The 17457-nt window shown below is 32.5% G+C and carries 11 protein-coding genes; 9 read left to right on the plus strand and 2 right to left on the minus strand.

Annotated features, from left to right (window positions below; translation table 11 throughout):
• From OM075_RS09930 to OM075_RS09970, 9 genes are all read left to right on the plus strand, one after another.
• Positions 1–207: transketolase-like TK C-terminal-containing protein (locus tag OM075_RS09930; protein ID WP_301190352.1), on the plus strand; the 207-nt coding region annotated here is incomplete at its 5' end.
• 116 nt (positions 208–323) lie between these two features.
• Positions 324–2687: a glycoside hydrolase family 127 protein gene (locus OM075_RS09935; protein ID WP_301190353.1), complete on the plus strand. Its 2364-nt coding sequence runs from the start codon at positions 324–326 to the stop codon at positions 2685–2687.
• Positions 2688–3294: 607 nt separating this feature from the next.
• On the plus strand, positions 3295–3864 hold the full coding sequence (locus OM075_RS09940) for an RNA polymerase sigma factor (RefSeq protein ID WP_301190354.1): 570 nt from the start codon (positions 3295–3297) through the stop codon (positions 3862–3864).
• A 217-nt stretch (positions 3865–4081) separates the two neighbouring features.
• Positions 4082–5182, plus strand: a complete 1101-nt coding sequence (locus OM075_RS09945; RefSeq protein WP_301190355.1) for a FecR family protein — start codon at positions 4082–4084, stop codon at positions 5180–5182.
• A 37-nt stretch (positions 5183–5219) separates the two neighbouring features.
• On the plus strand, positions 5220–8879 hold the full coding sequence (locus OM075_RS09950; RefSeq protein ID WP_301190356.1) for a SusC/RagA family TonB-linked outer membrane protein: 3660 nt from the start codon (positions 5220–5222) through the stop codon (positions 8877–8879).
• Between the two features lie 68 nt (positions 8880–8947).
• A complete protein-coding gene (locus OM075_RS09955) occupies positions 8948–10507 on the plus strand; it encodes a RagB/SusD family nutrient uptake outer membrane protein (RefSeq protein WP_301190357.1) in 1560 nt (519 codons plus the stop codon).
• A 15-nt stretch (positions 10508–10522) separates the two neighbouring features.
• The gene (locus OM075_RS09960; RefSeq protein ID WP_301190358.1) at positions 10523–11419 is read left to right on the plus strand and encodes a zinc-binding metallopeptidase; all 897 of its coding nucleotides are present in this window, start codon (positions 10523–10525) and stop codon (positions 11417–11419) included.
• Positions 11420–11453: 34 nt separating this feature from the next.
• Entirely contained in the window at positions 11454–12710 is a 1257-nt protein-coding gene (locus tag OM075_RS09965; RefSeq protein WP_301190359.1) for a DUF4302 domain-containing protein, read from the plus strand.
• A gap of 416 nt (positions 12711–13126) precedes the next feature.
• A complete protein-coding gene (locus tag OM075_RS09970; protein WP_301190360.1) occupies positions 13127–15028 on the plus strand; it encodes a methyl-accepting chemotaxis protein in 1902 nt (633 codons plus the stop codon).
• Positions 15029–15120: 92 nt separating this feature from the next.
• On the opposite strand, the gene OM075_RS09975 is transcribed toward OM075_RS09970, so the two are convergent.
• Positions 15121–16245 (minus strand): aldose epimerase family protein, encoded by a 1125-nt coding sequence (locus tag OM075_RS09975; protein ID WP_301190361.1) that lies wholly within the window; start codon positions 16243–16245, stop codon positions 15121–15123.
• A 109-nt stretch (positions 16246–16354) separates the two neighbouring features.
• Entirely contained in the window at positions 16355–17365 is a 1011-nt protein-coding gene (locus tag OM075_RS09980; protein WP_301190362.1) for an arabinan endo-1,5-alpha-L-arabinosidase, read from the minus strand.
• Positions 17366–17457: the final 92 nt, after the last annotated feature.

Consider the following 17457-nt stretch of genomic DNA (forward strand, 5'->3'; position numbering starts at 1 on the left):
TATCAAAACGAAGTTTTACCAGTTGATGTTCCAAGATTTGGTATGACAGCAGGTTTACCTGTAACATTAGAAGGTCTTGTGGGAGCTAATGGAACAGTATGGGGATTAGATCATTTTGGATATTCTGGTCCATACACTGTATTAGATGAAAAATTCGGTTTTACTGCCGATAATGTATACGAACAAGTAACGAAATTGCTTATTTAATTAGTTAATTATTTTAGGACGAAAAGCCGATTATGAATTTTTCTGATCGGCTTTTTTTAATTAACTATAATTCTTTTGTATAAACCAGAGTGTTGTGTAATATTTAAATCCAGGTTATGACGAAAAATATAATGCTATTTTACTTGATTGCAGTAGTTGTTTTATGTACCAATTGCAAACAAGAGAATTCCAAATTAGAACCTTTCCAGTTAAGCGATGTGGAATTGTTAGATAGTCCTTTTAAAAAGGCAGAGCTAACAGATATGAATTATATCTTAGAGATGGATGTAGATCGTTTATTAGCTCCATATCTGAGAGAAGCCGGGTTAGAACCTAAGGCTGAAAGTTATACAAACTGGGAAAATACAGGTTTAGATGGCCATATTGGAGGTCATTACTTAACCGCACTTTCATTAATGTATGCATCAACAGGTGATGTTAGAATGAAAGAACGCATGGAATACATGATTTCCGAATTGAAAAAATGTCAGGATGCCTTTGGTGATGGATATCTTGGAGGAATTCCAGGAGGGTATGAAATGTGGAAGGACATTGCAAAAGGTAATATCGATGCAGGTTCTTTTTCATTAAATAAAAAATGGGTACCTCTTTATAACATTCACAAAATATACGCAGGATTAAGAGATGCTTATTTGTACGGTGGAAGTACTGTTGCAAAAGATATGCTCATTAAACTATCCGATTGGGCTATTCAGTTGGTTGCAAATCTTAGTGAAGCGCAAATTCAGGACATGCTAAGAAGCGAGCATGGTGGTTTAAATGAAGTTTTTGCTGATGTGGCTCAATTAACAGGAGATTCAAAGTACTTACAACTTGCGCATCAGTTTTCTGATCTTAGTGTTTTAAATCCTTTGATAAACAAAGAAGATAAACTAACAGGTATGCATGCCAATACTCAGATTCCAAAAGTTATTGGCTATAAAAGAGTGGCTGATGAAGAAAATAATCAGGCGTGGAGTGATGCGGCTCGTTATTTTTGGGAAAATGTAGTAACCAAGCGTTCTGTTTGTATTGGTGGGAATAGTGTAAGAGAGCATTTTCATCCAATCGATGATTATTCAAGTATGTTGGATAGTGAACAGGGCCCAGAGACTTGTAACACCTATAATATGCTTAAACTAACAAAGCTATTATTCATGTCAGATCCTCAGGGAAAGTATATGGATTACTACGAAAGAGCTTTGTATAATCACATATTATCAACTCAAAATCCTGAAACAGGTGGGTTTGTATATTTTACACCGATGCGTACAGGACATTACAGGGTTTATTCTCAACCTCAAACCAGTTTTTGGTGCTGTGTAGGCTCAGGTCTTGAAAATCACGCCAAGTATGGAGAAATGATTTATGCACATCAGGGTGATGAATTATTGGTTAACTTATTTATTCCTTCAAAATTATCATGGAAAGAGAAAAATACTGAGATCATTCAGAAAACCAATTTTCCTGAAAGTGATATTGTGGAATTAGCTGTAAATCCAGAAAAAGCAACTTCTTTTAATTTAAAAGTTCGTTATCCATCCTGGGTTCATAAAGGTGATTTAAAAATAGAAATTAATGGAGGTTCTGTTGATTTTAAAGTCCTGGAAAATGGTTACTTATCTATCGATAGAAAATGGAATAAAGGAGATGTAGTAAAAGTTGTTTTACCAATGCATATTCAGGTGGAGCAAATTCCTGATCATGAGCATTTCTACTCTTTTAAGTACGGACCTGTGGTTTTGGCTGCAAAAACAGATACCACTCATATGGACGGTATGTTTGCAGATGATAGCCGTGGAGGACATATTGCTGCTGGACCAAAAGTTCCATTACAGGATATGCCTATTATCATGAGTGATCCAAATACGATTCAGAGTAAAGTACATGAGGTAGATGGAAAACCTTTAACATTTACGGTGGATTCATTAGTTTCTGATCACTATAAAAACTTGCAATTGATGCCATTTTACAATGTTCATGAGTCAAGATATATTGTGTATTGGCAGAGTGAGACAAAAGATGGTTTAGCGGAGATTAAAAAGAAGATTGAGCAAGAAGAAAAAGCAAAGCAGGCATTAGAAGCCCAAACTATTGATTTGGTTTATCCCGGAGAACAACAACCTGAATCAGATCATTTTGTTAAAAGCGAAAAATCGAATATTGGAGTATTTAATGGCAAACATTGGCGCGATGCAACAGGATGGTTTAGTTATGAATTAAAAGATCCAAAAAAGGAGGCAAAAGTTTTAAGGGTAATGTATTGTGGTTATAATGGAGGACGAACTTTTACAATTTTGATCAATAATAAGAAGTATAAAGATGTAGTTCTTGAAAATAACGATAATGTATTTTATACCATAGACTATAAATTACCTAAAGACATTGTGGATTCATCAAATGGTAAATTAACGGTGAAGTTTGTTGCTGCTGAGGGCTCTGTTGCCGGAGGTGTGTTTGAAGTTAGATTAATGAAATAATAAAATAAGGCCCTAAAAAAAGATATAAGAATTAATTTTTAGGCATCAAATTATAAAGGAAGGTCAATTCTCAATAGGGGATTGACCTTTTTTATATTGTTGATTGTTGGTTTCAGACGTTGGATGAATTTTTTTTGTAGTAAAAAAGGAAAACCAAAGTCTTTAGATAGTCATAATTTTTATCGGATTTTAGTTAGATTAAGCAGAACCTGTGAAATTCATTCCAAAGTATTAATAATCACATGGAAACAATAAAAAATACATAGATTATTTTTTGAATTTTAGATCATTATTACTTAATTGAACTATTGACATATTATATCTATAGTTTTAAAAAAATACCAATTATAATAAGAATCTGTAACTTTAGATCTTTGTATCTATGGTGTCAGAGTATTATTTTATAATATATAGATATTGTAAATTGTAACATAAATAGCTTACTTTTGTAGTAAAGTGTAATTCTAAATCTCCGTTTAGTCATTAGTTAACAAATAATCTTTAAGTTTTAGAAAATAAATCCTGTCGAGTACAACAACAAAAGTAGATTTGATGTTAACAAATACATTGAGTAAGTTGATGGATAATTAAATATTGAGAGTTTATAATGGATAATAAAAGCCTTCTTGTTAGTTTATCAAAAGGAGATGTAAATTCTTTTAATCGTATTTATAGGGATTATTATGATCGTATTTATCGTTTTGTATATCAAACTATATCAAATAGAGAAGATACAGAGGAAATTGTTCAAGAAGTTTTTATTAAAATTTGGGATAAGAAGTGTGAGCTTGACCCAAATAAATCTTTTAATTCATATATCTATACAATTTCCAAAAATTGTATTAATGATTATTTAAGACGAGTTTTAAGAAGTAAGAAATATATCGAAGAGATTATTTCAGAGTTTTCATTGATAGATAACCAATTGGAAGATATTGTAAATTATCGAGAAACAGAAAAAGTGATAAAACTACTAATTGATAAACTTCCCGCAAAAAGAAGAGAGGCATTTGAATTAAGTAGATTTAATGGAAAAACTTATCGTGAAATATCAAGGATCATGAATATTTCGGAGAATACCGTAGACACCCATATTCGAAAATCTTTGATATGGCTTAGGAAAGGACTTGTAAATTTATCTTCATTTTTAGTTCTTATAAATTCTTTATTAAAATAATCTACGAAAACTTTACTTACTATAGTTTCTTCCTTTTTTTTGTCAATACTCTCTTTTATTATCTCTCAATTATGTTTTTTAAAGGGTAATGAAAAGAAAAATACGACATATGGTTTTGTTGTTTTGTAAAAAAAAGGGGGTGAAATCTAAAAAAAATAAATATTCGATCACGGAACTTTAAAGTTCAATCGTATTATAATATATAACATTTAATTAAATGAGCTATAAAGATAAAATTGAGCAAATATTAAGTCAGAAAAGAATAAAGGCTGATAGAATTAAAGATTTGGAAAAATTTTTAGATCAATTTGAATCTGATAAGGAAATTGATATATGGCTCAGGAACAAATGGAATACGTCAAATAATTTAATTGATGAGAACCTGAAGAATAAAAAGTTAACCGTAATAAAAAGAGCTGTAGTAAAAATTGTAAGTATGGCTGCAATTATTGCAGGTATACTATTTTTAATTAATTATGGTGAGGGTAATCATTCGAAAAACAATAGAATAGCTGAAGTTGAAATTCCTAATGAATTTAGAGAGGTTATTTTACAACGTGATCAACAGGTTTATAATTTATCAGATAGTTCAATTAATATAAATGAGAATCTGGTTTGCATGCAAGGGAATGATAAAAATTTAAAAATGAGCTCTGTCCGTGTTGATACGCTAAAACAGCAAACGTGGAGTACATTAAAAGTTCCTATTGGTAAAGACTATTATGTAGAATTATCAGACGGAACAAAAGTTTGGTTAAATGCTTGTAGTGAGTTTAAGTTTCCTGATTATTTTCGAAAAGGAAAGAGAGTTGTAGAATTAAATGGGGAGGCATATTTCGAAGTTCAATCAGATGTTACGAATCCATTTTTTGTAAAAACAGGAGATTCTCAAGTTATAGTAACAGGCACAAAATTTAATGTATATCATTATTTAAGCGAGGTAGAAAACGCAGTTACACTAGTAGAAGGTAAGGTCACGGTTGAAACCTCTAAAAATAAATTTATATTAAAGCCTGGAGAACAATTTTTAAATAATAATAATAATGTAGCCAAGATTGTTGAAGTTGATGCGGATAAATTTACATCTTGGAAAGACGGAATGTTTGAGTTTAATAATCTATCTCTAAAAGAAATTTCGTTGCGTATCGAAAAATGGTATAATATAAAGTTTGATTTTGAAGATATTAATATATCAGGTCATAGATTTACAGGTATGATAAAAAAGGATAAATCAATCGATTATTTTATCACAGTATTGCAGAAAACAACAAACTTAAAATTTGAAATAAAGGAAAATATAGTAATTGTAAAAAATTAATAATCCAATCAATATTTAACTAATTAGAAAATAGCCAATGAAGAAATTTAAAACATTTCTACCTGGACTAGATAAGTTCAGGTATCGGGGAAAATACATTCTTTTGAGAATGATAGTGGTAGTTTTTATGTTGTTGATATCCAGTATGTATGATGTAGTGCTTGCTATGGAACAGCATGATATTTACATTGTAGATCGCCAACAAAAAATAGAAAAAATTTTTGAGGAAATTAACAGTCAGACCGGGTTAACTGTAATTTACAATAACGATAAGCTTAATAAAGACAAAGTAATTAATTTGCCAGATAATAAAATGGAAATTAATGCTTTGATGTATTGTGTATTAAAGGATGAAGGTCTGAGTTATGAAATAAATAGTGATTACATAATAGTGAAACCTGAACCTATTATTATTTCAAATGCAGTGCAACAAAAGGACGGAAATATAAGTGGTACTGTAGTTGATGATGTAGGTGAACCGTTACCTGGAGTTGCAGTTATTGTAAAAGGAACTCAAATTGGAACAGCAACTGACGTTGAGGGACATTTTAATTTAACTTTACCTGAAGGAAAAGCAACTCTGGTTGTTTCATTTATCGGTATGCAACCAAAAGAAATTTCAGTAAAAGGAGGTACAATTATAAAAGTTGTACTAGAGCCAGATGCTACAGACCTTGATGAAGTAGTTGTAACCGGAATGGTTTCAACAGACAAGAGACTCTTTACTGGAGCCAGTCAGAAGATAGCTGCTCAGGATGTAAAAATAGCGGGACTTGCAGATGTGAGCCGTGGATTGGAAGGAAGAGCAGCAGGGGTTTCAGTACAAAATGTATCAGGAACCTTTGGTACTGCTCCTAAAATTAGAGTCAGGGGTGCAACATCAATATATGGAAACTCTAAACCATTGTGGGTTGTAGATGGTGTTATAATGGATGATGTTGTTGAAATGAGCTCTGATGACTTATCTTCAGGAGATGTAAAAACACTTATTAGTTCAGCTATTGCAGGATTAAACTCAGAGGATATTGAGAGTTATGAAATATTAAAAGACGGTTCTGCAACTTCAATTTATGGTGCGCGAGCCATGGCTGGTGTAATCGTAATTACAACAAAAAAGGGTAGAGCAGGAGTAAGTAAGATTAGTTATACAGGAGAGTATACATACCGTTTAACGCCTTCTTATGGCGATTTTAATATTATGAACTCTCAGGAGCAGATGTCTGTTTATGAAGAGATGCGTGAGGCAGGTTGGTTAAACTACGCTGATGTGGCCAACGCTAGCGAGAGTGGAATATATGGTCGGATGTACAATCAATTGAATCAATTGGATGAGAATGGTAACTTTGTGTTGCCCAATACGCCGGAGTCAATTGCAGCTTTTTTGAGAAATGCTGAGTACAGGAATACAGATTGGTTTGATGAATTGTTTAAGCAAAATGTGATGCATAACCATTCAGTTAGTATTTCTTCGGGAAATGACAGGTCAACTTATTATGCATCATTGAGTGCTCTAGTTGATCCGGGTTGGACATTAGATAGTAAGGTTAATCGTTATACTGCAAATTTGAATTCAAGTTTTGATATTAGAGATAACCTTAAACTGAATATTATTACTAATGGTTCGTATCGTAAGCAAAAAGCACCCGGTACTTTATCACAAAATAAAGATGTGGTAACAGGTGAAGTTAAGCGCGATTTTGACATTAATCCATATTCTTTTGCATTAAATTCATCACGAACTTTAGATCCGAATGTGAGCTATATTAGGAATTATGCTCCTTTTAATATTAAAAAGGAGTTGAAAGAAAATAGTATAGACCTGAATGTTGTGAATGTTAAATTCCAATCAGAACTAAAGTGGAAACCTTTTTCTAATTTAGAGTTATCTGCATTGGGAGCATTAAAATATCAGTCAACATCACAGGAACATGATATCACTGAGTTTTCTAATCAGGCAGAGGCATATAGGGCAATGGGAAATACAACAATTCGCGACAAGAACCCGTTTTTATATACTGATCCAGATGACCCTTACGCATTACCTGTTACGGTATTACCTCAAGGAGGTATTTATAAAAGAACAAATTATTCGATGTTAGGTTACGATTTTAGGGCTACAGCTTCCTATAAAAATGTTTTTAAAGATGTACATATTGTAAATATATATGGGGGCACAGAAGTTAATTATGCTGATCGTGAACAGAATAATTTTACAGGCTGGGGTATGCAATATTCTATGGGAGAAATACCATTTTATTCATACGAACTATTTAAAAAAGGAATAGAGGACAATAACTTATATTATGGTATATCTAATACAAGATATCGCAACGTAGCCTTTTTTGCTAATGGAACTTACTCATTTAATAGAAAATATACATTGAATGGAACAATTCGTTATGAAGGGTCAAATAAATTAGGAAAATCTCGAAGCGCAAGATGGTTACCAACTTGGAATGTTTCGGGAGCATGGAATGTTGATGAAGAACAATTTTTTGAAAGTTTGAGACCAATACTGTCGCATCTAACATTAAAAGCATCCTATAGTTTAACTGCAGATAGGGGACCTTATAATGTAACAAATTCATTAGTATATATTGATAGCCAAACACCGTGGAGACCTTCTGCCGGCGTAAAAGAAAGTTCTTTATATATTAAATCTCTCGAAAATAGTGAATTGACTTATGAAAAGAAGCATGAACTTAATTTTGGTTTAGAAATGGGATTTCTAAACAATCGTTTAAATACTACTTTCGATATTTATAAAAGAAATAATTTTGACTTAATAGGTATTGTTAATACACAGGGATTAGGAGGAGAAGTAGCTAAGTATGGAAATGTTGCCTCAATGGAATCAAATGGTTATGAATTGTCTATATCTTCAACTAATGTTAAAACGCAAAACTTTAAATGGCAGACTAATTTTGTATATTCAAAAGTAAAAAATGAGGTTACAGAATTAGAAACAACTTCAAGAGTTATAGACTTAGTAACAGGTAATGGATTTGCGAGAGAAGGCTATTCTGTTAGATCAATTTTTTCTATACCATTTAAAGGTTTAAATGATGAAGGATTACCTACTTTTATAAATCAAAGTGGCGAAACAACAACTTATGATGTATACTTTCAAGAGCGTGATAATTTAGATTTTCTTGAATATTCAGGTTCTGCCGATCCAACAGATATTGGAAGTTTAAACAATACTTTTACTTATAAAGGTTTGCGTTTAAATGTATTTATGACGTACTCATTTGGAAATGTAATTCGTCTAGATCCAGTTTTTAAGAGCTCATATTCCGATTTGGATGCCTTACCTCGTGAATTTAAAAACAGATGGGTGGCTCCTGGGGATGAGAAATATACAGATGTGCCCGTGATTGCAACGAAAAGACAGCAGAACAATATTGGTTCATCTGATTTAGCAACAGCATATAACGCTTATAATTATTCTTCTGCACGAATTGCCAAAGGAGATTTTGTTCGTATGAAGGAAATTTCTCTTTCGTATGATTTTTCAAAAGAGTTGTGTAATGCACTTAAGGTGAGCAATCTGTCTGTTCGTTTACAAGCAACTAACCTGTTTTTGATTTATTCGGATGATAAGCTTAATGGACAAGATCCGGAATTTTTTAATGCCGGAGGTGTTGCTGTACCTGTTCCAAAACAATACACTTTTACTCTAAAACTGGGATTGTAGAGGATATTTATTTTTATATTAAAAAATGTGTATTTAAGATTGTTTTATAATTGAATAATATTATTTTAATGAAAAGACTCAATATTATATATATAGTAATTATTTCTATTGTCTTCTCGTCATGTAATGACTTTCTCGATGAGACCCCTGATAATAGAGCTCAGGTAGACAGTAAAGAAAAAATTCAGAAATTGTTGGTTTCCGCATATCCAACAGGCAATTATGCTTTAGCATGTGAATTGTCGTCAGATAATATATATGACACTGGCGAATCTAATCCTAATACTTCTCGTATTCTTGAGCAATATGCAAATTGGGAAGATATAACTGAAGAAGATAATGAAGATCTTGAAACGATATGGTCTGGCGCCTATGGAGCTATTGCAAATTCAAATTTAGCATTATCGGCTATTGAAGAAATTGGAGAAGAAGATTTGTTAGCCGAAAAGGGAGAAGCGCTTATAACAAGAGCATTTTCTCATTTTCTATTAGTGAATATATTTTGTAAAAACTATAATTCGACAACAAGTGGAAAGGATTTAGGTATTCCTTACATGGAAAAATCGGAAACAACTTTAGATCCAAAATATGAAAGGGGAACAGTAAGAGAGGTTTATGAAAAAATTAATGCTGATATCGAAGCTGCTTTACCTTTGATTAGTGATGATATATATGAAGTTGGATTATATCATTTTACCAGAAAAGCTGCATATGCTTTTGCTGCACGTTTTAACTTGTACTATGAAAATTGGCAAAAAGCATATGATTATGCAACCATAGTGTTGGGTGATAACCCAGTTGGACAGCTGAGAGATTGGGTTGCAATGGGAGAGTTACCTCGTAGTCCAAGTCCGGTAACTAATGCATATATCAGCGACGCTTCTGATCTATTGGCATTACCTTTTAATTCAGGTATGGGATTGTATTTTGGGGCTTATTACAGAGGATCTAGGTATAGTCATACCAATTCATTAGCTTATGCTGAAACTTTATTTGCCGGATTACCTTGGTCTCCCGAAGGTATTTCATCAGCGTATTATAATTTTAGACCCTTTGTATATTCGGGAACAAATATAGATAAAACATTATCTTATAAAATTCCATACTTATTTGAATATACTGATGCTGTGGCTGGTATAGGGTATTATAAAACTGTGATGATTCCATTTCATTATGATGAAACTTTGTTAGTTAGAGCTGAAGCTGCTATTATGCTTGAAAATTATTCTAATGCTGTAAGTGATTTAAATAATTGGGCTGGTAATTTTTTTATAGCAGATTCAGAAACTACATTAGAGGATATCGATAATTTTTACGCAGATTTAACTTATTCATCAGAGGAAGTTCCGACTTCAAAGAAAGTTTTACAACCTGGTTTTTCTGTTGTTTCAGGTACGCAAGAAAACTTAATACAATATGTTTTGCAGTGCAGGAGAATTTTAACAATACATGAGGGACTTCGTTGGTTTGATGTAAAGCGCTATGGAATTGAAATTGTTCGTTATCAGGTACAAGCAAATGGAGGGATGAAAGTTATTGATGTTTTAACTAAAGATGATCCTCGAAGAGCACTTCAAATACCAATGGATGTTATTACTGCAGGAATTGAACCTAATCCTCGTAACTAAAAAAAACAAAATATTATGATAAATATTAGTAAATCAATAAAGTGGTTGGCAATATTGGCTTTTGTATTTATACTAGGAGCATGTTCTAAAGATGAAGAACCTGATACAGGCAAAACAGTCATAACTATTGATGATTCACAAAAGAATGAATTTGATAACTACCTAGAGAAGGTTTTTACAGATCCGTATAATATCCAGGTATTATACAAGATGGAAGATATAGAATCAGACATGGATTACCAGTTGGTGCCTGCTTTGTATGAAAACTCTATAAAAACAGCCAATCTTGTAAAATACTTATGTTTAGATGCATATGATGAAGTTGCACCACAAGGTTTTCTTCAACAGTATTTTCCTAAAATGATTATGTTAGTGGGATCTGCTGCCTATAGAAATAATGGGACTATGGTTTTAGGTACTGCAGAAGGAGGATTAAAAATTACGTTATATAATATTAATGAACTAGATGTTTCGAATATAGAGTATTTATATGAATATTATTTTCGAACTATTTTTCATGAATTTTCGCATATCTTACATCAAACGATAGATTATACTACAGATTTTGATAGAATATCTGCTACAGAATATGTAGGAGGAGAGTGGAATGAAGCATGGGCAGAAGGCGAATCTTTACAGAATGGTTTTATAAGTGATTATTCAAGTAAGGAAGCTAATGAAGACTTTGTTGAACTTATAGCACATTATATAACTAATTCAGAAGAAACTTGGAATGCTAAGTTAGATGAGGCAGGAGATGAAGGGAAAGCCATTCTAAACGAGAAAATCGCTATTGTAACCTCTTATTTGGAGCAATCATGGGATATAGATATAGATGAATTGAGGAATGCTATTCAAACAAGAGCAGAAAATTTAGATCGTATTGATCTAGATAGTATTATAATAGAATAGTATAATGAGTTGTGAATCTTAAAAATGTAAGAATATGAAGAATATTATATATTTAATCTTATTTTCTATTGTGTTGGTATTTGCAGTATCCTGTGATAACGATTCAGAGGAGATATTTGATCAAACGGCTTCAGAGCGAAAAACAGCAGCCGTAGAGGAGTATCTAGGAATATTACAGGATTCTGAGTTTGGATGGTCTTTTCAATATTTTCCTGAGAAAGAACTAAGTTATGGTGGGTATAATTTTGTTGTTAAGTTTGGAGAAGACAGAAAAGCATCTGTTTGGACTGAACTAGCAGTTGATATATCGCAGTCTGTTGAATCGTATTATGATGTTATTAGTTATGGAGGTCCAGTACTTACATTTAATACTTATAATAATTTTATGCACTATTTTGCTACCCCGTCAGCTGATGAATATGATGCTAAAGGTGGAGATTATGAGTTTAGGTTAATCTCTTATGAAAATGGAGTTGTTACCTTAAAAGGGACAAAAACGGGTAATGAAATGCGATTGATTAAGCTAGAACAGCCAGTAGAGAATTATTTAAATGACATTACAGATATGGTTAGCCGCATATCTGGAGTAACTTTAGCGGTAAATGTTGATGGTGTTTATGCAGCAACGCAAAATACAGCTAGGAATATAGTTTTTGATCTTCAAGACATAGATTCGGAGAATGGGAACTCATATAAAATACCATATATTATTTCTGCGGAGGGAATACATTTCTATGAACCAATTGATATTGCAGGGATTATGTATCAAGATTTTGTTTATAATAGTGAAAATAATATACTTGAATCATCTGTTGGAAATGTTTTTTTTGATATTGTAGTTCCACCAATTAATTTAAACTCTACAGTATGGTATTTAGATGTAAGTGTTGAAGCAAATCGTTCAAGTGAAATTTTTAATTCCTGGGTTTCTGCTTATAATGCTAATGCTAATACTTGGGGAGAAGAGTTATATACCGTAATTACTTTAGGTGAGGTTAGTGCGGTTTATGGGGATTATGGTATTTCATTTTATTCTTATCCAGGACCATATAGAGCACATTATAATATGAATTTTGTAGGAGTACCTGGTCATTCTGATTATCTTGATTTTATAAAGATTGATGGTGGTTTTAACTGGACTTGGTATACCCACCTGGAAGTCTTTATAAATGAAATTGCTGATAATGCCCCATATATAACTGAAATAGATAATGATGAAGATCCATCGGAAGTTAAATTTACAAGTGTTAGTAATCCTGATGTTTGGTTTATAATTAAAACGACATATTAAAAAGAGTTGATTTTTATACTATTTAACTATTTAAAGGCTGTCTCAATATGAGATGGCCTTTTTAGTTTATATTTATTATATGTTACAATATTTAAAAATAATTAACACAGTCGATAACTTACACTTTATCAGTGCCTTAAAATACATGACATTTGTCATATTGCGCTATTTGGAACCTGTAAAAATACAGTTTGATAAATACTAATTTTAATCGTATACATTTGCCCTTCAATTTCTATAACGCACACAAAACTAATAATGTAAGAAAACTTTTAGGTAAGGTCTTACCTTTTTATTCATAAGGTTCATGTACTATTCTATTACCACCAGAATAATTCATGTTACAGACTTTATGATTCTTGAAAAGGTATGCTCTGGCTTTAAGTAAAATTGAATAACCGGCAAATACACACAAAATGAAATTTATTAGATTGAAAAACTTAAAGATCTTAACCAAACTATTAATTTTTTCCCAATCTATTGGCCTGATTATAGCTTTAAGTATTGGAGTCTTGTCCATTTACAATTCAGGTAAGGCTCTTGAAAATGAAAACATTGAAAAAATAGAAGCCTTATCCAACTTAAAAAAGAAGGCTATTGATCAATTTTACACTAACATCTTTAATGATTTAAAAGCTTTCTCTGCATCTTATGAAACAAATCTGCTTTTAGATAGATTGTTGGAATACGGAGAAACCGAAGAGGCTCATATAGGAAATGCATTTAATGTTTCAAGTGAGCATTATCAGGATATTTATAAAGATCATTACGAATCATTTAAAACCTTTATTGAAACCAAAGGATATTACGATATTTTTTTGATTTCAAAGGATCAAGGCCACGTAATGTTTACTGTCGCTAAAGAAAGTGATTTGGGAGAAAGTCTTCCCAATGGTTTTTTAAAGCAATCTCATTTTACAGATTTATGGAGGCGCACAGTAAATAAAAGAGAAATTGGAGTGTCTGATTTAAAACGTTATGAACCAAGCAATAATGATCCGGCTCAGTTTGTAACATGTCCAATAATGGATGAAAATAACGAAATGAAAGGTATTCTAGCTGTTCAGGTACCTGATAAAATGATTAACGATATCATGACCAATCGTATTGGAATGGGTAAATCAGGTGAGGCCTATTTGGTGGGACAGGATCTATTAATGCGTTCGGATTCTCGTTTTATAGAAGATGCCATATTAAATACTACAGTAAATGGAGTTACTACAAAAAAGGCGCTGAATAAAGAGATAGGAATTGAAATTGTTGATGATTACCGGGGAATACCTGTTATTAGCTCGTACGATTATATTAATATTGGAGGTTTAGATTGGGCTTTACTAACAGAAATGGATGTGTGGGAGGCGGTTAAAGCTTCAAAAGATTTACGAAACAAGTTGATTGTAATTGTTTGTATAATTGTTGTATTACTCATATTTGTATCTTACTTTTTCGGCAGAAGCTTCTCGAAACCTATTGAGCAAGTTTCTGTATTAGCTGAACAACTGTCAAAAGGAGATTTAACCCACAAGTTAAACTACAACCAGAACGATGAAATTGGTCAGATGGTGAAAGGTTTTAATATGATGGTTGATAAACTAAAAACCATTATTTCGGAAGTAGTTTATGGATCTGATAATATGCTCAAGGCTAGTCAACAGGTGAGCCAATCAGCAAATTTAATTAGTCAAAATGCATCCGAACAAGCCTCTTCTGTTGAGGAAATTTCTTCAACGATGGAAGAAATCGTAGCAAATATTTCAAATAACACAGAAAACTCAAAAAGAACAGAGCATATATCTCTTGCTGCAAAAGAAGGTATTGATGAGTTATCTGAAAATACGAAAGAAACAGTACGAGCAAACCAGGTGATTGCACAAAAGTCGGCTGTTATTAGTGAAATTGCCATGCAAACAAATATACTGGCTTTAAATGCGGCAGTTGAAGCAGCCAATTCTGGTGAGCATGGTAAAGGTTTTGCTGTGGTGGCAAATGAAGTCAGAAAATTAGCAGAAAGAAGTAAAGAGGCTGCAGAGCAGATAGAAAGTGATGTATTGAATGGTTTAAAGATGTCTGAAATAGCAGGAGGAAGAATGGTGAGCATACTTCCGGATATTGCTTTGGCATCTGATTTAGTAAAAGAAATTGCTGCGGCCAGTATGGAGCAAACACAAGGAGCTGATCAGGTAAATAACGCCATTCAACAATTAAATTATGTAACGCAACAAAATGCGGCAGCCAGTGAAGAATTAGCCGCTCAGTCAGAGGAAATGTCAAATCATGCGGGTAAGTTAAAAGATCTGGTTTCCTATTTTAAGATTTAATATCTATATCATTTTAGATACCTGTTAGTTTATGAAAAAAAAAGCGTTAAGGAGCAATCCTTAACGCTTTTTGTGTATTGTAAGTAATAAGTTTATTCTGCTTTAAACTTATAAATTGTTGTTGTATGATACTCTTCTCCTGGTTGAACTAGAGTAGATGGAAAATTTTCCTGATTTGGTGAATCTGGGAAATGTTGAGTTTCAAGACAAAGGCTTTCACGGTAATTTAATTTCTTACCATATTTACCATCAAATTCTCCTGAAATAAAGTTACCTCCATAGAATTGAATTCCTGGTTCAGTAGTTAATACATCCATTGTTCTTCCAGAAACAGGATCTTTTAATGTGGCAGCTAAAGTAAATTCTTCTTCGGTTGTATTTAATACCCAGTTATGATCGTAACCTCCACCAAGTTTTAACTGTCCGTTATCATCATTAACTCTGGCACCAATAGCAGTTGGAGTTCTGAAATCAAATGGAGTACCTTCAACAGTTGCAATTTCTCCTGTTGGGATTAATCCAGCATCAACTGGAGTGTATGCATCTGCATTAATCATTAATAAATGATCGTTAATTGTTCCTGAACCTTCACCTGCTAAATTAAAATAAGTATGGTTTGTTAAGTTAATATGAGTAGGCTTGTCAGTTGTTGCAAAATACTCGATTTTTAATTCATTTGCATCAGTTAATTCATAAACAACTTTAATTTTAGCAGTACCAGGATATCCTTGCTCACCATCAGCTGAAGTATAAGTTAACTCAAGTTTGTTTTCACCTAATTGTTTTGCATCCCAAACTTGTATATGAAAACCTAAAGAACCACCATGTAGAGAGTTTTCTCCGTCGTTAATGTCTAACTTAAAAGTATCTTCTTCAATAACAAACTCACCTTTGCCAATACGGTTTCCATAGCGTCCGATTAAAGCGCCAAAAAATGTTTCAGTATTGTTGATATAAGAATCAATATTGTTGTAACCAATACTTACATCAGCAAAAGTTCCGTTTTTGTCAGGTACCCAAAGAGAAACAACACGTCCTCCGAAGTTTGTAATTTGAGATACCAAGCCATTTTTATTTTTAAGGGTAAATAAATTAACCTCTTTACCATCAATTGTTTTAGAAAAGTTTTGTGCGTCCATTAATTGAATGTCTTGCTTTTTTTCACTTGTACAGCTAATCGCAAAAACAAAAATTAACGCATAAATTAAATTCTTCATAGGTTTAAATAATTTTGTCGTTTTTAGAAATGTATGTTTTGAAAAACCTAAAGATAGATATTTAAATAAAATTTCTGCGTAATTATTATAAACGAATTAGCACTTGTATTTATAAATTCTCTTTGTTTACAACAGGCCATCCTTCATTATCCCATTGCATATCCAAAATAATTAGTTTTGGTTTTCCTTCATCCTTAGCATCATAACCATGAAATACAAGGTAATCTTTACCATTAAATGTATATGCAGAATTATGGCCTACTCCGTACCAGTTTTCATTTCCTTGTAATACAATTGATCCTCCTCCTTTGGCCATATCTTTTCCCTCTTTGTCGATAAACGGACCTTTGATGTTTTCAGAGCGACCTATAATCATTTTGTATGTACTGTTTATTCCCTTGCAGCAATAATCAATGGAAGCAAAAAGGTAATAGTATTTTCTTTTTTTAAAGATAAAAGGAGCTTCAATAGCATTTGCACCTGCATCAACCGGATTGTTATCAACTGCTGGCGGATTTGGATCATCAGATGATTTTTTGCGTGATGCAATAGTCGGGATATCATCTAAATTGCTTATAACTTCTGTTGCATCAGATGAAAGTTGTACCATTTTAAGTCCATCCCAAAAAGATCCAAATGTCATGTAAGGTGTGTTATCTTCAGCAACAATTAAGTTTGGATCTATCGCATTCCAGTTGGTTTTGCCAGGAAAGGATTGTATTACTTTTCCATGATCTACCCACTTAAATTCAGGATCTTTAGGATCTAAAGTTTTATTTGTGGCAAGTCCAATACAAGAGGTGTTTTTGCCAAAAGCAGAAACTGAGTAGTATAAATAATACTGATTGTTAAAATAAGCAATGTCAGGTGCCCAAATATGTCCTTTAAATCCTTTAACTGCATCTAAAGCCCATTGTGGGGCATCTTTAAATACAGGTTCTTCTTTGGTCCAGTTTTTCATATCCGGAGATGACCATACACTAATTCCCCATCCAGTACAATACAAATAATAGGTGTCATTTTCCTGAATCATTACAGGATCGTGAACGATTATACTTTGTGAATTAATATTTACTGATACCAAAAATAGGAATAGGATGATACTTACTACGTTCTTCATATGCATAATTAGAGGGTGTATATTTATATTCGAAAGTAAGATATAGAAAAAACAGTAATTGTATTTGAAATGCCTGGTCTTTTCTACTACAA

Origin of the sequence: Plebeiibacterium sediminum (genome assembly GCF_026013605.1) — a bacterium.
Lineage (GTDB): Bacteria > Bacteroidota > Bacteroidia > Bacteroidales > Marinilabiliaceae > Saccharicrinis > Saccharicrinis sediminus.